20 protein-coding genes and 2 tRNA genes are annotated in these 18,229 nt (G+C 66.9%); 15 read left to right on the top strand and 7 right to left on the bottom strand.

Annotated features, from left to right (window positions below):
• Positions 1-8 precede the first annotated feature (8 nt).
• From yidD to rpmH, 3 genes are read right to left on the bottom strand one after another with little or no spacing between them, the layout of a single operon-like run.
• The gene (yidD, locus tag MTES_RS07380; RefSeq protein ID WP_013584600.1) at positions 9-365 is read right to left on the bottom strand and encodes a membrane protein insertion efficiency factor YidD; all 357 of its coding nucleotides are present in this window, start codon (positions 363-365) and stop codon (positions 9-11) included.
• A complete protein-coding gene (rnpA, locus tag MTES_RS07375) occupies positions 362-700 on the bottom strand; it encodes a ribonuclease P protein component (RefSeq protein WP_013584599.1) in 339 nt (112 codons plus the stop codon). The genes yidD and rnpA overlap by 4 nt, the downstream gene beginning before the upstream one ends.
• Before the next feature lie 8 nt (positions 701-708).
• Positions 709-846, bottom strand: a complete 138-nt coding sequence (gene rpmH, locus MTES_RS07370) for a 50S ribosomal protein L34 (protein ID WP_013584598.1) — start codon at positions 844-846, stop codon at positions 709-711.
• 297 nt (positions 847-1,143) lie between these two features.
• On the opposite strand from rpmH, the gene dnaA reads away from it, so the two are divergent.
• The 10 genes from dnaA (at position 1,144) to MTES_RS07320 (ending at position 11,894) form a co-directional block, all read left to right on the top strand.
• Positions 1,144-2,559, top strand: coding sequence for a chromosomal replication initiator protein DnaA (dnaA, locus tag MTES_RS07365; RefSeq protein WP_013584597.1), 1,416 nt, complete (start codon positions 1,144-1,146; stop codon positions 2,557-2,559).
• 449 nt (positions 2,560-3,008) lie between these two features.
• Positions 3,009-4,160: a DNA polymerase III subunit beta gene (gene dnaN / locus MTES_RS07360; protein WP_013584596.1), complete on the top strand. Its 1,152-nt coding sequence runs from the start codon at positions 3,009-3,011 to the stop codon at positions 4,158-4,160.
• 47 nt (positions 4,161-4,207) lie between these two features.
• Positions 4,208-5,359 (top strand): DNA replication/repair protein RecF, encoded by a 1,152-nt coding sequence (gene recF, locus MTES_RS07355; protein ID WP_013584595.1) that lies wholly within the window; start codon positions 4,208-4,210, stop codon positions 5,357-5,359.
• Positions 5,352-5,840 carry a DUF721 domain-containing protein gene (locus tag MTES_RS07350; protein WP_013584594.1) on the top strand — a complete coding sequence of 163 codons (489 nt, stop codon included), beginning with the start codon at positions 5,352-5,354 and terminating at the stop codon, positions 5,838-5,840. The genes recF and MTES_RS07350 overlap by 8 nt, the downstream gene beginning before the upstream one ends.
• Before the next feature lie 118 nt (positions 5,841-5,958).
• Positions 5,959-7,992, top strand: coding sequence for a DNA topoisomerase (ATP-hydrolyzing) subunit B (gyrB, locus tag MTES_RS07345; RefSeq protein WP_013584593.1), 2,034 nt, complete (start codon positions 5,959-5,961; stop codon positions 7,990-7,992).
• Between the two features lie 61 nt (positions 7,993-8,053).
• A complete protein-coding gene (gene gyrA / locus MTES_RS07340) occupies positions 8,054-10,684 on the top strand; it encodes a DNA gyrase subunit A (protein WP_013584592.1) in 2,631 nt (876 codons plus the stop codon).
• The gene (locus tag MTES_RS07335) at positions 10,681-11,085 is read left to right on the top strand and encodes a DUF3566 domain-containing protein (RefSeq protein WP_013584591.1); all 405 of its coding nucleotides are present in this window, start codon (positions 10,681-10,683) and stop codon (positions 11,083-11,085) included. Before gyrA ends, MTES_RS07335 begins: the two co-directional genes overlap by 4 nt.
• Positions 11,086-11,153: 68 nt before the next feature.
• A tRNA-Ile gene (locus MTES_RS07330) sits at positions 11,154-11,227 on the top strand.
• Between the two features lie 12 nt (positions 11,228-11,239).
• Positions 11,240-11,312: transfer RNA gene (locus tag MTES_RS07325), tRNA-Ala, on the top strand.
• 135 nt (positions 11,313-11,447) lie between these two features.
• Positions 11,448-11,894: an NUDIX hydrolase gene (locus MTES_RS07320; RefSeq protein ID WP_013584590.1), complete on the top strand. Its 447-nt coding sequence runs from the start codon at positions 11,448-11,450 to the stop codon at positions 11,892-11,894.
• Positions 11,895-11,898: 4 nt separating this feature from the next.
• On the opposite strand, the gene MTES_RS07315 is transcribed toward MTES_RS07320, so the two are convergent.
• Positions 11,899-12,372 (bottom strand): aminoacyl-tRNA deacylase, encoded by a 474-nt coding sequence (locus MTES_RS07315; protein ID WP_013584589.1) that lies wholly within the window; start codon positions 12,370-12,372, stop codon positions 11,899-11,901.
• Positions 12,369-12,941: a hypothetical protein gene (locus MTES_RS07310; RefSeq protein ID WP_013584588.1), complete on the bottom strand. Its 573-nt coding sequence runs from the start codon at positions 12,939-12,941 to the stop codon at positions 12,369-12,371. Before MTES_RS07310 ends, MTES_RS07315 begins: the two co-directional genes overlap by 4 nt.
• 100 nt (positions 12,942-13,041) lie before the next feature.
• On the opposite strand from MTES_RS07310, the gene MTES_RS07305 reads away from it, so the two are divergent.
• Positions 13,042-13,599 (top strand): peptidylprolyl isomerase, encoded by a 558-nt coding sequence (locus MTES_RS07305; protein ID WP_013584587.1) that lies wholly within the window; start codon positions 13,042-13,044, stop codon positions 13,597-13,599.
• A gap of 171 nt (positions 13,600-13,770) precedes the next feature.
• The gene (locus MTES_RS07300; protein WP_013584586.1) at positions 13,771-14,547 is read left to right on the top strand and encodes a rhomboid family intramembrane serine protease; all 777 of its coding nucleotides are present in this window, start codon (positions 13,771-13,773) and stop codon (positions 14,545-14,547) included.
• Positions 14,548-14,609: 62 nt separating this feature from the next.
• Here the strand turns inward: MTES_RS07300 and MTES_RS07295 are convergent, their stop codons facing one another.
• Positions 14,610-14,849, bottom strand: coding sequence for a cell division protein CrgA (locus tag MTES_RS07295; RefSeq protein WP_013584585.1), 240 nt, complete (start codon positions 14,847-14,849; stop codon positions 14,610-14,612).
• Between the two features lie 54 nt (positions 14,850-14,903).
• Between MTES_RS07295 and MTES_RS07290 the strand changes: the two genes are divergently transcribed.
• From MTES_RS07290 to MTES_RS07280, 3 genes are read left to right on the top strand one after another with little or no spacing between them, the layout of a single operon-like run.
• Positions 14,904-15,701 (top strand): class E sortase, encoded by a 798-nt coding sequence (locus MTES_RS07290; protein WP_013584584.1) that lies wholly within the window; start codon positions 14,904-14,906, stop codon positions 15,699-15,701.
• Positions 15,701-15,856 carry a hypothetical protein gene (locus tag MTES_RS19655; RefSeq protein WP_013584583.1) on the top strand — a complete coding sequence of 52 codons (156 nt, stop codon included), beginning with the start codon at positions 15,701-15,703 and terminating at the stop codon, positions 15,854-15,856. Before MTES_RS07290 ends, MTES_RS19655 begins: the two co-directional genes overlap by 1 nt.
• A complete protein-coding gene (locus tag MTES_RS07280; protein ID WP_013584582.1) occupies positions 15,853-16,509 on the top strand; it encodes an anthranilate synthase component II in 657 nt (218 codons plus the stop codon). Before MTES_RS19655 ends, MTES_RS07280 begins: the two co-directional genes overlap by 4 nt.
• Here the strand turns inward: MTES_RS07280 and pknB are convergent.
• Entirely contained in the window at positions 16,481-18,211 is a 1,731-nt protein-coding gene (pknB, locus tag MTES_RS07275) for a Stk1 family PASTA domain-containing Ser/Thr kinase (protein ID WP_013584581.1), read from the bottom strand. The genes MTES_RS07280 and pknB overlap by 29 nt on opposite strands.
• Positions 18,212-18,229 lie beyond the last annotated feature (18 nt).

Raw genomic sequence — 18,229 nt, 5'->3', positions numbered from 1 at the left:
TTGCACGATCAGTCCTTCCGGGAGGGCACGACGAATCCGTGCGGAGTGAGTTCGTGACGGAAAGCGCGGTGAGGACGGACATCGTCGATGCCTCCCTGAGCCCAGGGATGACAGCGTGCGAGACGGGCCGCGGTCAGCGCGACACCCTTGACGAGTCCGTGCTGCTGCACGGCGCCCACCGAATAGGCGGAACAGGAGGGGTAGTACTTGCAGACGTCGCCATAGACGTGCGAGATCGTCGCGCGATACGCGTGCAACAGGGCGAGTCCCGCGTTCCGGGGGAGGAGCGGGACGGAGGCCACCACCGCGGACAGCTCGAAGTGAGCGGTGCCGGTGGAGGAGGTGGGGAGGGTCGACGCGCTCATACGAAGGCCTTCCGTTGGAGGCAACGAAGGACGTCGGACCGAAGCGACGCGTAGTCCGCTGTCGCCGAAGAGGGGAGTGCTCGGATGACGACCGAGGCGCCCCCGCGAACAGACGGGAGCGCCTCGGCGCACACCGCCTTGAGGCGGCGGCGAACGGTGTTGCGAGTGACCGCGGATCCGACCTGCTTGCTCACGATGAAGCCGAAACGGGCGGGGCCGTCTTCGTCCACACCGCCGACGTACGTCACGGCGTGCGTTCCGGCGCACCGAGAGCCCCGACGGACAGTGGCTTTATAGTCCGATCCGCGGGTGAGTCGGTTCGGCTTCGCGAGCACTAGGGGGATCAGGCCGAGAGTTCGGTGCGGCCCTTGGCACGACGGGCCGCGAGGATGCCGCGGCCGGCGCGCGTGCGCATGCGGGCGCGGAAGCCGTGCTTCTTGGCGCGGCGACGGTTGTTGGGCTGGAAGGTGCGCTTGCTCATGGGTCACTCCGGAGGTGGTGTCGCCCGATGCTCTTCTGCCGGGGACGTGGGGTCGGGACTGCCGTATAGGCATAAGTCAACCGACTAAGGCTACGTCGCGCGCGCCCTTAACTCAAACCGAGAAACCGACCGCCCATTATCCCCAGTCGTTGTCCACAGGCGTGGCAAAGACACGCGACAGCGTTCTACAGTGGATTTTGCTCCGGATGAGCCGCGAACTAGCGTGGCCCCGGAAGTTATCCACAGGTTCGACGCGACTCCGTCGGTCTGCCCGCGCGCCGAGATCCCGGAGGGGACATGTCATTGCACGAAGTACCGGATGTTCCTGTCTGGTCCGCCGTGCTCGACCACCTCTTGGAAGACGAGCGCGTCACTCCGCAACTCCACGGCTTCCTGAACCTCGCCGTTCCGCAGGGCGTCATGGGCGGGACCCTCTACCTCGACGTCCCCAACGATCTGACCGCGGCGCAGATGAACAAGCGCATGCGCGCCCCCATCCTCGAAGCGTTGACCCAGGTTCAGGGACCCGACCCCGAGGTGAACGCCTTCCGTGTCGTCGTGAACCCCGACCTCATCGACTCCCCGCGATCCGCGTCGAGCGATGACCGCCCGGCGCCGGCTCCCACCAGCCATTCGCTCATCCCGGAGCAGGCACCGGAACCGATCGTCCCGGCATCCCGGAGCGACACCCGACTGAACCCCAAGTACACGTTCGACAACTTCGTCATCGGTCAGTCCAACCGCTTCGCTCACGCCGCAGCCGTCGCCGTGGCCGAAGCACCGGCGAAGGCGTACAACCCCCTCTTCATCTACGGCGACTCCGGTCTCGGTAAGACACACCTGCTCCACGCGATCGGTGACTACGCGGCGAGCATGTACGCCGGCATCCGTGTCCGGTACGTCTCGAGCGAAGAGTTCACGAACGACTTCATCAACTCGATCGCCAACAACAGGGGCTCGGCGTTCCAGGCGAGGTATCGCGACGTCGACATCCTGTTGATCGACGACATCCAATTCCTCCAGGGCCGGGCCGAGACGCAGGAAGCTTTCTTCCACACGTTCAACACCCTTCACGATCACGACAAGCAGGTCGTGATCACGAGCGATCTGCCCCCGAAGCAGCTGACCGGCTTCGAGGACCGCATGCGAAGTCGATTCGAGTGGGGTCTGATCACCGACGTGCAGGCGCCCGACCTGGAAACACGCATCGCGATCCTCCGCAAGAAGGCGCAGAGCGAGAGACTTCTCATCCCGGACGACGTGCTCGAGTACATCGCCACGGTCGTCTCGTCGAACATCCGCGAACTGGAGGGCGCGCTCATCCGCGTTTCGGCGTTCGCGAGCTTGAATCGGTCGACGCTCGACATGTCGCTCGCGCAGACCGTGCTCCGCGACATCATCGACCAGGACGACGCCAACGTCGTCTCGCCGACGGACATCATCACCGCGACCGCGCAATACTTCAAGCTCTCCGTCGACGACCTCTACGGATCGAGCCGATCGCAAGCCGTCGCCACGGCTCGGCAGATCGCGATGTACCTCTGTCGTGAGCGCACGAGCCTGTCACTGCCGAAGATCGGGCAGCTGTTCGGCAACCGCGACCACACCACGGTCATGTACGCCTACAAGAAGATCAGCGACCTGATGAAGGAGCGCCGCTCGATCTTCAACCAGGTTTCCGAGATCACGAGCCAGCTCGGGCGTATGCGCTGAGCGCCTCTCTCCCGGCCCAGGGCCCGTCCGCATCCGCGGTCGGGTCCTTCGTCTTTTCGGCGGTCAGAGCTCCGCTTCACCCGCACCAGAGGGATGTTTCAGCGGGTTCTACACAGTGTGGAAAACCTGTGGATAACTCCGAATCTCTGCGGATGAACTGTGCACGACGCGCCTTAACTTGTGGACGGCGATCGGATCGACTTCCCTCCTCGCCGTGTTAACTGCGCAAGCTCTCCGCAGCCCGTCCACAAGTGACAGTCCTGTCGTTCCCTTCTGTTAACAGCGATCCGCGAAGTTATCCACACTCTCCACAGCTGTTAACAAGATGAAAGATCCCTATTGAGTTAAGAGAGATTCGATGACCTCGTGGTGCGCTCAGTCGTGGACCGGGGTCATCCCCGGCCGGGGGCTAGCATGGGTAAGCCATACCCGCCGTCAAGGGAGCGTCCGTGAAGTTCCACGTCAATCGCGATGTGTTCAGCGAAGCTGTGTCGTTCGTGGTCAAGCTCCTGCCTCAGCGCAACCCGCAGCCGATCCTGGCCGGTGTCCTGATCGAAGCGAACGAGCAGGGACTCACGCTCGCGGCTTTCGACTACGAGGCATCCGCTCGGACGACCATCGAGGCCACGGTCGACGAGCCCGGCACGATCCTCGTCCACGGCCGACTGCTCAGCGACATCGCGAGCCGACTGCCCAATGCGCCGATCCAGATCGCGGTCGATGAAGACGGCGGCATCCTGCTCACCTGTGGTTCGGCGCGCTTCACGCTCGCTTCGATGCCCGTCCAGGAATACCCCGCGATTCCCGAGGTCACCGGCGAGTCCGGTCTCGTGCCGGCGGACGAGTTCGCCACCGCCATCGCGCAGGTCGCCTTCGCCGCATCGCGTGACGATGTCACTCCGGTCCTCACCGGTGTGCAGCTCGAGGTCTCCGGAACACGGTTGAGCCTCGTGGCCACCGACCGTTATCGGGTCGCGCTCCGCGAGATCCCGTGGGACGGGGGGCAGGCGGCATCTGACGAGACGACGTCGGCGCTGGTTCCCGCTCGCACCCTGCAGGAGGTCGGCAAGACCTTCGCGCACGGTGGCGACATCTCCATCGCCTTCTCCGGGTCGGGTGACCGCGAGATCATCGCCTTCACCGCAGCCAACAAGACGGTGACCTCGCTCCTCATCAAGGGCAACTTCCCGCCCGTCCGTCGGCTCTTCCCCGAGCAGACCGAACACCACAGCGTGGTCAACACCGCCGAGCTCGCCGAGGCCGTTCGCCGTGTCGCCCTGGTCCTCGACCGTTCCGCGCCGCTCCGCTTCACTTTCGGGGCGGATGGCGTGTCGATGGACGCCTCCGGCACCGAGCAGGCTCGCGCCACCGAGACCGTGGATGCCACCCTCGTCGGCGACGAGGTCACCCTGGGGCTCAACCCCCAGTACCTCCTCGAGTCCCTCGGCGCGGTGCGCAGCGAGTTCACGCGCATCACCTTCACGTCGAGCGACAACGCGAACAAGCTCAGCCCCGTGCTGGTCACCCCGCAGACCTCGGTCGACAAGGGCGGCGAGGGGACCTTCAAGTACCTCCTCCAGCCCAACCTGCTGCTCCGCTGAGACCGGCGCCCCGCCGGGATGTCGGAGGCGGCGGGTAGTCTGACTCGGTGATCGTGGAGCAGTTGGGACTCAGGGATTTCCGCAATTACGCGGAAGTCGATGTCTCGCTCTCCACCGGTGCCAACGTCTTCGTCGGCCGGAACGGCCAGGGCAAGACGAACCTCGTCGAGGCCGTCGCCTATCTGGCGACTCTCGGTTCTCATCGGGTGTCCAGCGACGCGCCGATGGTGAAGGACGGGACGGATGCCGCGATCGTCCGCGCGCGTCTCGCCCACGGGGAACGCAGCGTGCTGCTCGAGCTGCAGCTGAATCGCCAGGGATCCAACCGCGCGCGGGTAAACGGGGTGAACGTGCGCACCGCGGAACTTCCCCGGTACGCCCAGGTGGTGCTCTTCGCCCCCGAAGACCTGCAGATCGTGCGGGGCGACCCATCTGCGCGGCGGCGGTTCGCCGATCAGCTGATCGTGCAGCGCACTCCGAGGATGGCCGCGGTCGTCGCCGATTACGACCGGGTCCTCCGCCAGCGGACCGCGCTGTTGAAGTCCGCTCGGGCGCGGGGCGTGCGCGGTGACGCCCTCGGAACCCTCGACGTCTGGGACGACAAGCTCGTCACCCTGGGGACCGAACTGATCGAGGCGCGCTTGGCGCTGGCATCCGATCTGTCCGAGCCGGTCGCGAGCGCCTACGCGGCGATCGCGGGCGCCGACCACGAGCCCCGTTTGGAGTGGGCACTGTCGGTCGGTGGCGGCGATCCCGAAGAGGGAGACGCGGCGACCTCCGCTCCGGGCGGGCCCCTCGCGGAGCAGTTCCGCGCCGCCCTCGCTGCGCGACGGTCCGCGGAACTCGAGCGCGGGCTGACCTTGGTCGGTCCCCATCGTGACGACCTGGTCCTGCGCGTCCGGGGCCTTCCGGTGAAGGGGTACGCCTCACACGGCGAGTCCTGGTCGGTCGCTCTTGCTCTGCGTCTGGCCTCGGCGGAGATTCTTCGCGCCGAGTCCCGCTTGGGAGACCCCGTGCTCATCCTCGATGACGTGTTCGCCGAGCTCGACGCGGGGAGGCGCGCTCGCCTCGCCGAGCTGGTCGGCGGGTACGAGCAGGTGATCGTCACCTCGGCCGTCGAGGAGGACGTTCCCGATGCCCTTCGCGCGCACGTCGTCCGTGTCGAGGCGGGCCAGATCGTGACGGTCGACGATGAGTGACGACGCCGAACTCCCCGAGACGATGGCGACCTACCTGCGTCTGCGCGGTCTCGAGCCGTCGCCGTACCGCAAGAGGAGGCGTCGCCGCCGCACCGACGACGACGAGAACGCCCCGTTCTCGCCGGGCCGAGACCCGCGAGGACTGGGAGACGTTCTCGCGACCCTCACGCAGTCGGCGGGCTGGGAGCCACAGCTGGCCCGCGAGGATCTCGTGCGCACCTGGCACGATGTCGCGGGCGCGGACACCGCCGCTCACACCCGCCCGGTGGCCCTGGATGCCGGCACCCTCACCGTGCAGGCGGACTCCACGGCGTGGGCGAAACAGCTGCAGCTCATGCGCGCGCAGATCCTGTCGGAGATCCTGAGACGGTTCCCGGAGGCCGGCGTCGAGGCGATCCGGTTCGTAGGGCCGGACGTCCCCTCTTGGAAATGGGGGCCCAGAGCCGTTCCAGGCCGCGGCCCGCGCGATACCTACGGCTAGGCCATGGTCGATCCCGCCTCGGCCCGATTTATCCCCGTGTAGGGGCGTACACGCCATTTCCCGGGGTCCCGCGCGATAGGATGGAAGCTCCGAGAACCGATCTGGAGCGCGCGCACCCATGACGTCCGAAAACCCCGACAGCGTTTCCGAGGAACCTGAAGCACCCTCCACGAAGGTTCCCAACGAGTACGGGGCCGACGCCATCCAGGTGCTCGAGGGTCTCGAAGCCGTTCGCAAGCGCCCCGGTATGTACATCGGCTCGACCGGTGAGCGCGGCCTCCACCACTTGGTGCAGGAGATCGTCGACAACTCCGTCGATGAGGCTCTCGCCGGCTACTGCGACACGATCGACGTCACGATCCTCAGCGACGGCGCCGTCCGCGTGGTCGACAACGGTCGCGGCATCCCGGTCGACATGCACCGCACCGAGGGGAAGTCGACGGTCGAGGTCGTCCTGACCGTGCTGCACGCCGGTGGAAAGTTCGGCGGTGGCGGATACGCCGTCTCCGGTGGTCTGCACGGCGTCGGTTCGTCGGTCGTGAACGCCCTGTCGACGCGGCTCGAGGTCGAGGTCAAGCGACAGGGTCACGTGTGGCGCCAGTCCTTCCGCGACGGCGGCCAGCCCCTCGCCCCTCTCGAGAAGGGCGAAGAGAGCGACCAGACGGGGACGACGATCACGTTCTGGCCCGATGCGACGATCTTCGACACCATCGACTTCGACTACGACACCCTCCGCACCCGCTTCCAGCAGATGGCGTTCCTGAACAAGGGGCTGCGCATCAGCCTCCGTGACGAGCGTCCCCAGTCGGTGGTCGTCGAGGGAGAGCCGGGCGAAGAAGTCACCGAGGCGCGCAACGACTCCTTCCTCTACGAGCGCGGTCTCGTGGACTACGTCGAGCACCTCAACCGCGTCCGCAAGGCCGACGTGGTCAACGACGAGATCATCGAGGTCGAGTCCGAAGACACCGACCGGCACATCGCGCTCGAGCTCGCGATGCAGTGGACGACCGCCTACACCGAGAACGTCTTCACTTACGCCAACACGATCAACACGCACGAGGGCGGCACCCACGAAGAGGGCTTCCGTGCCGCGCTGACCACGCTGGTCAACCGCTACGCCCGCGCGAACAACCTCCTCAAAGAGAAGGACGACAACCTCACCGGCGACGACATCCGCGAGGGCCTCACGGCCGTCATCTCGGTGAAGCTGTCGGAGCCGCAGTTCGAGGGGCAGACGAAGACCAAGCTCGGCAACACCGAAGCCCGCGCCTTCGTGCAGAAGGTCGTCGGCGACAAGCTCGGCGACTGGTTCGACCGCAATCCGGGCCAGGCCAAGAACATCATCCGCAAGGCGATCGACGCGGCCACCGCGCGCCTGGCGGCACGCAAGGCGCGCGAGACCGCTCGTCGCAAGAGCGTCTTCGAGTCGGCGGCCATGCCCGACAAGCTGAAGGACTGCACGTCGAAGGATCCCTCGATCAGCGAGATCTTCCTCGTCGAGGGTGACTCCGCCGGCGGCTCGGCCGTTCAGGGCCGCGACCCCCACACCCAGGCGATCCTCGCGCTGCGCGGCAAGATCCTCAACGTCGAGCGCGCCCGCCTCGACCGAGCTCTGGGCAACAAAGAGGTCCAGGCCATGATCCAGGCCTTCGGGACGGGGATCGGCGAAGACTTCGACATGGCCAAGGCGCGGTACCACAAGATCGTGCTGATGGCCGATGCCGACGTCGACGGCCAGCACATCACGACGCTGCTGCTCACGCTCCTCTTCCGCTACATGCGCGGACTCATCGAGGCCGGCTTCGTCTACCTCGCCCAGCCGCCGCTGTACCGCCTGAAGTGGTCGAACCACCCGCACGAGTACGCCTACAGCGACCGGGAGCGCGACGCGATGCTGGTCGACGGTCAGGCCGCCGGTCGCCGCATCCCCAAGGACAACGGCATCCAGCGCTACAAGGGTCTGGGCGAGATGAACGACCACGAGCTCTGGGAGACCACCATGGATCCCGAGACGCGCACCCTGAAGCAGGTCACGATCGACGATGCGGCCGCCGCCGACGAGATCTTCTCGGTCCTCATGGGCGAAGACGTCGAGTCGCGACGCAGCTTCATCCAGCGCAACGCCAAAGACGTCCGCTTCCTCGACATCTGAACCCGTCGCTCTGCGACCCCGCACGACGACGATCGACGACGCACTACGAAACTGAGAAGACATGGCTGACGACATCACGCCCGAGCCCGACGAGGTCCGGTCGGAACCCGCGCACAACCACGGCAGGATCGACCAGGTCGACCTCCAGCTCGAGATGCAGCGGAGCTACCTCGACTACGCGATGAGCGTCATCGTCGGTCGCGCACTGCCGCGCGTCGAGGACGGTCTCAAGCCCGTGCACCGCCGCGTGATCTACGGCATGTACGACGGCGGCTTCCGACCCGACAAGTCGTTCTCGAAGTGCGCCCGTGTCGTCGGCGAGGTCATGGGGCACTACCACCCCCACGGCGACGCCCCCATCTACGACGCCCTCGTGCGTCTCGTGCAGCCGTGGTCGCTGCGCTATCCCCTCGCGCTCGGCCAGGGCAACTTCGGCTCCCCGGGCAACCAGGGTGCGGCCGCCCCGCGCTACACCGAGACGAAGATGTCGCAACTCGCGCTCGAGATGGTCCGCGACATCGAAGAAGAGACCGTCGACTTCGAGGACAACTACGACGGCCAGACGCAGGAACCCGTCGTCCTGCCGTCGCGCTTCCCGAACCTCCTCGTCAACGGTTCGGTCGGCATCGCGGTCGGTATGGCGACGAACATCCCGCCGCACAACCTCCGCGAGGTCTCCGCCGGCGCGCTCTGGGCTCTCGAGAACCCGGATGCCACCCGCGAGGAGCTGCTCGAAGCGCTCATGGAGCGCATCCCCGGGCCCGACTTCCCGACCGCCGCGCAGATCCTCGGCACGCGCGGTATCAAGGACGCCTACCGCACCGGTCGCGGCTCGATCACGATGCGTGCCGTCGTGAACATCGAGGAGATCCAGGGCCGCACGTGCCTCGTGATCACCGAGCTGCCGTACCAGGTCAACCCCGACAATGTCGCGGTCAAGATCGGCGACCTCGCTCGCGAGGGCAAGATCACCGGTATCGCCGACATCCGCGACGAGACGTCCGGTCGCACCGGTCAGCGTCTCGTCGTCGTGCTCAAGCGCGACGCGGTGGCCAAGGTCGTGCTGAACAACCTCTACAAGCACACCCAGCTGCAGGAGAACTTCGGCGCCAACATGCTGGCGATCGTCGACGGTGTGCCGCGCACGCTCTCGCTCGACGGATTCGTCAGCCACTGGATCGACCACCAGGTCAACGTCATCGTCCGGCGCACGCGCTATCGCCTCCGCAAGGCCGAAGAGCGCATGCACATCCTGCGCGGCTACCTGAAGGCGCTCGACGCCCTCGACGAGGTCATCGCGCTCATCCGTCGCTCGCCGACGGCTCAGGATGCCAACGAGGGCCTGCAGAAGCTCCTCGACATCGACGACATCCAGGCGCAGGCGATCCTCGACATGCAGCTGCGTCGTCTGGCGGCCCTCGAGCGGCAGAAGATCGTCGACGAGGCGACCGAGCTCGAAGCTCGCATCGCCGACTTTAACGACATCCTGGCGTCCCCCGCGCGCCAGCGCACGATCATCCGTGACGAGCTGACCGGGATCGTCGACCGTTTCGGCGATGACCGTCGCACCCAGATCCTGCACGGCTTCGACGGCGACGTGTCGATCGAAGACCTGATCGCGGAAGAAGAGATGGTCATCACGGTCACCCGTGACGGCTACATCAAGCGCACCCGCAGCGACAACTACCGTTCGCAGCACCGCGGCGGTAAGGGCGTGAAGGGCGCGCAGCTGCGCGCCGACGACGTCGTCGAGCACTTCTTCGTCACGACGACCCACCACTGGCTGTTGTTCTTCACGAACAAGGGTCGCGTCTATCGCTCCAAGGCCTACGAGGTCCCCGAGGCGGGACGGGATGCCAAGGGCCAGCACGTGGCCAACCTCCTCGCGCTGCAGCCCGATGAAGAGATCGCCCAGATCCTCGACATCCGCGACTACAGCGTCGCGACCTACCTGGTGCTCGCCACCCGCAACGGTCTGGTCAAGAAGACTCGTCTCGACGAGTACGACACGAACCGTCAGGGCGGCGTGATCGCGATCAAGCTCCGCGGCCAGGTGTCGGACGAGGCGGACGAGACCGAGCAGGGCGGCGCCGACGAGCTCGTCAGCGCGCTCCTCGTCGACGAGGGCGACGACATCCTTCTGATCAGCCGCCTGGGAATGTCCCTCCGGTTCTCCGCGACCGACAACGCGCTGCGCCCCATGGGCCGGTCGACGTCGGGCGTGAAGGGCATGGACTTCCGCGAGGGCGACAGCCTGCTCTCGGCATCCGTCGCCAAGGACGACGAGTTCGTCTTCGTGGTGACCGAGGGCGGCTATGCCAAGCGCACCGCGGTGACCGAGTACCGCATGCAGAATCGCGGTGGTCTGGGCATCAAGGTGGCCCGTTTGACCGACGATCGAGGCGTCCTCGCGGGCGGAATGATGGTGTCGGAGGGCGACGAGGTCCTTGTGGTTCTTGCCAGCGGCAAGGTGGTACGCTCTGCCGTGGCCGAGGTGCCCGCCAAGGGACGCGACACGATGGGTGTCGTGTTCGCCCGCGCTGGAGGCGACGACCGCATCATCGCGATCGCGCGAAACGCGGAACGCAACTTGGCAGAGACGACGGAGACGACCACGGAGCCCGCCGCAGTTCCCGCGGATGAGGCCGACGCCTCCGCTCCCGAGACCCCTGAGGAAAGTACTGACGCATGAGCACGGTAGCCGACAAGCTCGCTAAGAAGTCGACTCACAAGACCCCCGCGAAGCAGGTGCGTCTGCGCCTCGTCTACATCGACTTCTGGTCGGCGGTGAAGCTGTCCTTCCTCGCGGCGGTGGCCGTCGCGATCGTGACGGTCGTCTCCTACTTCCTGATCTACCTGGTCGTCAGCGCGACGGGCCTCATCACGAAGCTCGACGAGTTCTTCACGAGCTTCACCGACGGCGGCACGACGCTTTCGCAGTACATCGGGCTTCCCCAGGTCATGGCGTTCGCGGCGATCGTCGCGATCCTCAACCTCGTCGTCATCACCGTGCTGGGCGCCGTGGTGGCCGGGATCTACAACCTCGCGGTCAAGGTGACCGGCGGTCTCCTGGTCGGCTTCACCTCGAACTGACGCCGATTCGGAAAAACCTCGGGATTCCGGTAAAGTCTTCGAGGTTGACGACATCACGTCGTCGCAACGGGGCTATAGCTCAGGCGGTTAGAGCGCTTCACTGATAATGAAGAGGTCCCAGGTTCAAGTCCTGGTAGCCCCACCCCATCCCCACGGGGCCTTAGCTCAGTTGGTAGAGCGCCTGCTTTGCAAGCAGGATGTCGGGAGTTCGAATCTCCCAGGCTCCACATCTTCTTCCTTCTCCCGAATGCCGGAAGCGGCATCGAGCGGAACCGCCGCACATCCGTCGTCGATCTCCCCGAGGCGTGAAACGGCACGACCTTTCGCGAGCATGTCGTCGGCCGCGCCGCTATGGTGTCGCAATGGACATGCGAGTCGCCGCGTACGCCGTCATCACCGGCTCCGACGATCGCCTGTTGCTCGCGCACTGGGTCGAGGGGCGTCGGGCGGCCTGGACGCTCCCGGGAGGCGGCCTGGAGGCCGGCGAGGACCCTGAACGCGCTGTTCGCCGCGAGGTGCGAGAGGAGACGGGGTATCGCGTCGACGTGGACTCGCTCCTCGGCATCCATTCCCGGGTGATCCCGGCCGCCTCCAGGCTCTCCACGGGCGCGGAGGGGCCTCTGCACACCCTCCGCATTGTTTATCGGGCGCGTATCGTCGGTGGCCGGCTGCGCCATGAGGTGGGCGGATCCACCGACCGAGCCGAGTGGTTCAGCTTTGCTGCGGTGCGGAAGCTGCGTCGGGTACAGCTCGTGGACATCGCGCTTCGCATGGCGAAGCTCCCTCCCCGTGGGGAGGGCGAGCAGTGACCGCTCAGGCTCGAGGAGACGTGATGTCGGCGACGGTCGCGTCGTAGGAGCGGATGAGGTCGTCGGCGTCGACGAACAGGCTGTACCCGTGCGCTCCGGCTCCCATCGCGATGCGCTGACCCACGATGCTCTCGTCGGCGTAGATCGGCCAGTCGTGAGTACTGCCGATCGGAACGATCGTGCCGCGCTCGTACCCGGTGGCGGCGAGGGCCAGTTCGGGCTCGGGCAGCCGGAGCTTGTTGACCCCGACCGCCGCTCGGAGCTTCGGCCACGAGATGGCCCGGTCACCGGGAACAAGGGCGAAGAGGTAGGTGTCGTCGGAACGTTTGACGACGAGGGTCTTCACGATCGACGCGGGAGGGATTCCGAGGAGTTCCGCGGCTTCATCGAGGCTGGAGGCCGCGGGTCTTTCGCGCACATCGACCGAGAGGCCGCGCTCACGCGCGGCCTCTCGGACTCTGATGGTGGGGTCGCTCACGCGTCCGGCGCGCGCAGCGGGTCGTCCGCGACCCACAGCTCGTCGTCGGCGCGAAGCGTCTGCCAGGCGGCGTAGGCCACGCCGGCCGCGGCGACCACCCCGAGGATGATCGCGATGACGCCACCGGCACCGATGCCGTCGTTCTGGTGAGGCAGCTTCTTGGCGAGGTTCTTGGACGCCTTCTTGCCGTACTTCTCGGCTCGCTTGGCGTACTTGTGGGCATCGAGGTCGAAGCCCTGACCCTTGGCGAGACGGTCGCGGGTGTCGCCCGCGGCGTCCCAGACCGACATCGCCCCGCCCACGACAGCACCGGCGGCCGGGATGACCTTGTTGCTGAGGAAGCGGTTGCTGTACTTCACGCTCTTGTCGACGTAGGGCGCGGCGTACTTGTTGTAGCCGTCCTGCACGACGGGAACGAGGTCTTCGCGGCTGAAGCGACCGAGCTGGTGGCCGGCTTCACGAGCCACCTTTCCGCTCTCGCCCAGCAGCACCTGCTGCGACTCCCACACCTTCGCGGCGTGCTTCTGGAGCTTGCGCAGTTCCTTCTTGCTCTTGCGGCTGAGGCCCACGGCTCATCCTCCCTATCGATGGGATGTACGTTGCTTCATCTTGCCAGACCGGGCGGTGCCCACCACGGACCCTTGCAGATAACTCTGAGAGAATGTACCCATGGCTACTCACACCGCCGTCGCGACCTTGCACACCAACCACGGCGACATCGTGGTCAACCTGTTCGGCGACCACGCTCCCCGTACCGTCCGCAACTTCATCGGTCTGTCCGATGGAACCCAGGAATGGACCAATCCCGCCACCGGCGCCAAGGGTGAAGGTCCGCTCTACAAGGACGTGATCTTCCACCGCATCATCCCCAACTTCATGATTCAGGGCGGAGACCCCCTCGGTCAGGGCATCGGGGGTCCCGGCTACAACTTCAACGACGAGATCCACCCCGAGCTGGACTTCACCGCGCCGTACAAGCTCGCGATGGCGAACGCCGGTCTGCGTCGCAACGCCATCACCGGCCAGCCGGAGGGCACGAACGGCTCGCAGTTCTTCATCACGACCGACCCCACCCCGTGGCTGCAGGGCAAGCACACGATCTTCGGCGAGGTGGCCGATGACGCGTCGAAGGCCGTCGTCGACGCCATCGCCGCGGTGCCCACCGGTGCCCAGGACCGCCCGAAGGCCGACGTCGTCCTGCACTCGGTCGACATCGTCTCGGTCTGACCTTCAAGGCGGCGGCGGGTGTCCACAACCGACGATTTCCGTCGAAACAGCGACAACTTCTGTTACCGGCATCCAGATCGGCAGAGCTTCGTCCTCTGCCAGCGGTGCCTGCGAACGGTCTGTTCGGAGTGTCGCACCCCCGCCGCCGTCGGCGTGATCTGCCCGGAGTGCATGGCGCAACAGCGCGCCACCGAGACCCCGGCGCAGAAGAAGGCCGAGCGCCGCTGGGCGTCGTCGCGGCCGGTCGTCGCGGTTTCGTCCGGACGCCCGGTCGCCACGCTGGCGATCATCGCGATCACCGGTCTGGTGTACATCATCGGCCTGGTCCCGGGTCTCGAACCCCTGCTGAGCAACGCGCTGCTGTTCTACGGCCCCTACCTGGTGCCGCAGTTCGGGGCGTTCGAACCGTGGCGCCTCCTCACGGTGTCGCTCGTGCACTCCGGCTTCTTCCATATCGGCCTGAACATGCTGGCCCTGTGGTTCATCGGTCGGAACCTCGAACCGCTGCTCGGTCGGTGGCGGTTCGTCGCCCTGTACGTTCTGGGGACGCTCGGCGGTTCGGTCGCGGTGGCATTGATCGCCCCGCTGACGCCGGTGGTCGGCGCCTCCGGCGCGATCTTCGCACTCTTCGGTGCTCTGCTCGTGATCGGGCGTCACATCGGAGCCGACATCCGCGTGATCGCGGTGCTGATCGGCATCAACTTCGCCTGGCCGTTCGTGGTGGCCCTGATCAGCTCGATCACCACGGGAGATTTCGTCGCGGCGCTGAACGACGTCGGCGTCTCCTGGCAGGCGCATCTGGGCGGTCTGGTCACCGGCGCGGCCGTGGGCTTCATCTACGCGCGGACGCGCCTCGCGCGCCAGAAGGCGCTGCAGATCGGATCGCTGGTCGCGGTGACCCTCGTTCTGCTCGGGCTGCTCGTGGTCCCGGTCGTCGTGTACTACTGAGAGTTATCCACAGGCTCATCCACAGGTGGGGATGAATTACACGGGTGTAAGTCGCGAGGAATTCAGCGCCAGCGCGTCGTCATCAGGAAGCCGACGAAGGCGATTCCGAAGCCGATGACGAGGTTCCACGGGCCGATGCCCGGGATGGGGAACTGCGAGTTGCTCAGGTAGAACACCAGGACCCAGACCAGGCCGATGAGCATGAGGCCGATCATGATGGGCAGGAACCACACAGGGTTCGGTGCCGATGCGCCTTCGTTGCGCTCCGCGATCGGGTCGTCGCCGTTACCAGTTCGAGCCATGCGGCCCAGTCTAATGCTCAGGTGCTGTGCGACCCACGGAACTAGAATCGCCTGGTGTCCACCGCCTCCTCGCCGCAGACCCGTCGCGATGCCCGTCGGCGTCCCGCGCGCCGGCGCGGCGTATCGGTGATCGGCGTCATCGGCGATCTCCTGCTGACCGCGGGAGTTCTCGTACTGCTGTTCGTGGCGTGGCAGCTGTGGATCGGCGACGCCATCATCGGCGCGCAGTACAAGAACGAGGCGAACTCCCTCACCGAGCAGTGGGCGACCGACCCGCCCCCGCCTCTCCCTTCTCCCTCCGGGTCACCCACGGCTTCGCCCGCTCCGACGGCGCCGGCGACCGCCGATCCGCCGGCGCTCCCGCAGCCGGGTAACGGCGAGGTGTTCGGGGTCATGCGCATCCCCCGTCTCGGTGCGGACTGGCAGTTCAAACTCGCCGGCGGAGTGAGTTCCTCGGTCACGCTCGACCCGATCGGCATCGGCCACTATCCCGACAACGCGATGCCGGGACAGGTGGGCAACTTCGCCGTCGCGGGGCACCGCGGCAGCCACGGAGCGCCGTTCGCCGACCTCCCGTCTCTGCGGATCGGAGACGCGATCGTGGTCGAGACCCCGGACGGCTGGTACACGTACCGTTACCGCAATCTCGAGTACGTGCAGCCCGACGGCGTCGGCGTGCTCCTGCCCGTGCCGCAGGCGGACCAGGTCGAGGCGACGGATCGCCTGATCACGATGACGACGTGCAGCCCCCGTTACGGGTTCTCGGAACGAGCCATCGGCTACGGGGTGTTCGAGTCGTTCACCCCTCGCGCCAACGGTGCCCCCGCCTCGCTGACCTCTGGAGCCGCCTGATGTACGGAGCCCTCTGGCGTGTGCTGCCCGGACCCTGGTGGGTGCGCGTGCTCATTCTCCTCGTCCTCGCGGCCGCGGTGCTCTACGGACTCTTCTTCTACGTCTTCCCCTGGGTGAGCGACATCGTGTACCCGCAGGAGGTCACGGTCGAGTGAGCCGATGGCGCGTGGTCGTCGTCGACAATCGCGACAGCTTCGTCCACACGCTCGCCGGGTACCTGAGCGATCTCGGCGCCACGGTGGAGACGGTGTCGGCCGACGATCCCACGGTGGCGGACTCGCTCGGGGATCGGGCGGATGCCGTGGTCATCTCGCCCGGCCCCGGGCATCCGGATGCCGCGGGTCGGTCGATCGAGGTGGTTCGTGCCGCGCACGCGGGCGGCATCCCGCTTCTCGGTGTGTGCCTCGGTCATCAGGCGATCGCGGTCGCTTTCGGTGCTCGGGTGGGCCACGCGCCCGAGCTCCTCCACGGCATCACGAGCCGGATCCGCCATTCCGGACGCGGGGTCTTCGCCGACCTGCCCGATGGGTTCGAGGCGACCCGATACCACTCCCTGGCCGTGTCGGAGGAAACCCTGCCGGCGGAGCTCGAGGTGACGGCCCGCACCGACAGCGGTGTCATCATGGGCCTTCGGCACCGCTCCTCACCCCTCGTCGGCGTGCAGTTCCACCCCGAGAGCGTGCTCACCGAGGGCGGGCATCAGCTGCTCGGACGGTGGATGCAGGATGCCGGGTGCGCGGGCGCCATCGAGAGAGCCGCCGCTCTTCACCCCCGGGGGATCAGGAGCCGGAGCAGGAGATCAGCGTGATCTCGCTGTGCACCGGCACCTCGCCGGGAGCCAGCGACTGCGTCTTGACCGTCGGCGACGGCTTCGACGCGGGGCAGCTGGGATCCTCCTGCGTCTTGACCGTCAACTGCATCGCGTCGGACTCGAGCTGGCGCTTCGCGGCATCCACGGTGTATCCCGTGTAGTCGACGATCACGACCTGGCCACTGGCGACCACGAGGTTGACCGTCGTGTTCTTCGCGAGCGGGGAGCCCGCCTCGACGTTGGCCGACGACCCGCCGTTCGTGACGTTGGCGGAGATGACGGTGTTGGCCGCGAGCGAGGGATCGTTCTGGCGCCGGATGGATCCGACGGAGAGTCCCGCCTGCTGCAGCGCCGTGCGCGCGGCTTCCTCGCTCATCCCCTCGAGGGTGGGCACCGTGGCCAGATCGGGCCCGCTGGAGACGTACAGGACGATCTCCTGGCCCTCGGCGACAGACGTGTCGGCGGTGGGCGTCGTCCGGGTCACGTTGCCGGCGGCGATCTTGTCACTCGGCTCGTCGACGCGCTTGGCGACGAGATCCTGCTCCTGGAGGGTCTCGACGGCGCGGTCGTAGGACATGTCCACGACGTTCGGCACCGCCCGGCCCGCGGACGGGACGTCGTTGGACGGCTGGATCTGCATCACCCAGAACAGGACGGCGACCAGAAGAACGGCGAGCACCGTGACCCCGGCCCAGATCCACGCGACGGGAGGACCGGGCTGCGTGCGACGCATGGTCGTATCGGTGCTCAGCTGGCGCAGCGAACGCGCCGTCTCCGCCGCCTGACGCGGGTTGGGGCCGTACAGCTCGTTCGACAGCGCCGACATCTGGCGCTTCGTGGGGCCCTTGCCGTCGACGGTGGCATCCAGAGCTTCGCGGAAGCTCGCGGCATCCTGCGGGCGCTGGAACGGATCCTTCGCGAGGGCGCGGAGCACGATGGCATCCAGAGCCGTCGACACCGTCTCGCTGACCTCGCTCGGCGGGACGGGGGCTTCGCTGACGTGCTGGTACGCCACCGCGACGGGGGTCTCGCCGCGGAAGGGCGGGCGGCCGGTGAGCAGCTCGTAGAGGACGACGCCTGTCGAGTACAGGTCGGCGCGAGCGTCGACCGACTCGCCCTTCGCCTGCTCGGGAGAGAAGTAGGCGGCGGTACCGACGATCGCCGTGGTCTCGGCGACGGTGGAGGAGGAGTCCGACACCGCGCGGGCGATGCCGAAGTCCATGACCTTCACCCCGCCGGCCTCGGTGATCATCACGTTGCCGGGCTTGATGTCGCGGTGCACGACACCGGCGCGGTGCGAGTACTCCAACGCCTCCAGGATGCCGTCGGCGTACCGCAGGGCGTCGTCGGTGGGCACCGGGCCAGCCGCGATGATGTCCTTCAGCAGCCGCCCGTGCACGAGCTCCATGACGATGTACGGAACGGGGCGTTCCTGCCCGTCCGGACCCGTCTCCACGTCTTCGCCGGCGTCGAACACCCGCACGATCGTGGGGTGCGCCATGCGCGACGCGGCCTGCGCCTCGAGACGGAAACGCGTGCGGAACGCCGCGTCGCCGGCGAGATCGGCCTTGAGGATCTTGATCGCCACGGTGCGCCCGAGGGTCTGGTCGTAGCCGCGGTAGACGCTCGCCATGCCGCCACGACCGATGAGGTCGTCAACGCGGTAGCGCCCCGACAGGACGCGCGTCTCAGTGGTCACGAAAAAACTCCAGGCGTG

The organism is Microbacterium testaceum StLB037, from assembly GCF_000202635.1.
Taxonomy (GTDB): domain Bacteria; phylum Actinomycetota; class Actinomycetes; order Actinomycetales; family Microbacteriaceae; genus Microbacterium; species Microbacterium testaceum_F.
This window is presented reverse-complemented; position numbering and strand designations above follow the sequence as displayed.

What these genes read in the sequence shown, in the direction of transcription:
- rpmH (WP_013584598.1), bottom strand. Translation starts at nt 846, where the DNA reads ATGAGCAAGCGCACCTTCCAGCCCAACAACCGTCGCCGCGCCAAGAAG.
- MTES_RS07320 (WP_013584590.1), top strand. Translation starts at nt 11,448, where the DNA reads ATGGACATGCGAGTCGCCGCGTACGCCGTCATCACCGGCTCCGACGAT.
- MTES_RS07295 (WP_013584585.1), bottom strand. Translation starts at nt 14,849, where the DNA reads ATGGCTCGAACTGGTAACGGCGACGACCCGATCGCGGAGCGCAACGAA.
- MTES_RS19655 (WP_013584583.1), top strand. Translation starts at nt 15,701, where the DNA reads ATGTACGGAGCCCTCTGGCGTGTGCTGCCCGGACCCTGGTGGGTGCGC.
- MTES_RS07335 (WP_013584591.1), top strand. Translation starts at nt 10,681, where the DNA reads ATGAGCACGGTAGCCGACAAGCTCGCTAAGAAGTCGACTCACAAGACC.
- MTES_RS07300 (WP_013584586.1), top strand. Translation starts at nt 13,771, where the DNA reads ATGGCGCAACAGCGCGCCACCGAGACCCCGGCGCAGAAGAAGGCCGAG.
- yidD (WP_013584600.1), bottom strand. Translation starts at nt 365, where the DNA reads ATGAGCGCGTCGACCCTCCCCACCTCCTCCACCGGCACCGCTCACTTC.
- gyrA (WP_013584592.1), top strand. Translation starts at nt 8,054, where the DNA reads ATGGCTGACGACATCACGCCCGAGCCCGACGAGGTCCGGTCGGAACCC.
- MTES_RS07350 (WP_013584594.1), top strand. Translation starts at nt 5,352, where the DNA reads ATGAGTGACGACGCCGAACTCCCCGAGACGATGGCGACCTACCTGCGT.
- gyrB (WP_013584593.1), top strand. Translation starts at nt 5,959, where the DNA reads ATGACGTCCGAAAACCCCGACAGCGTTTCCGAGGAACCTGAAGCACCC.
- dnaA (WP_013584597.1), top strand. Translation starts at nt 1,144, where the DNA reads ATGTCATTGCACGAAGTACCGGATGTTCCTGTCTGGTCCGCCGTGCTC.
- MTES_RS07305 (WP_013584587.1), top strand. Translation starts at nt 13,042, where the DNA reads ATGGCTACTCACACCGCCGTCGCGACCTTGCACACCAACCACGGCGAC.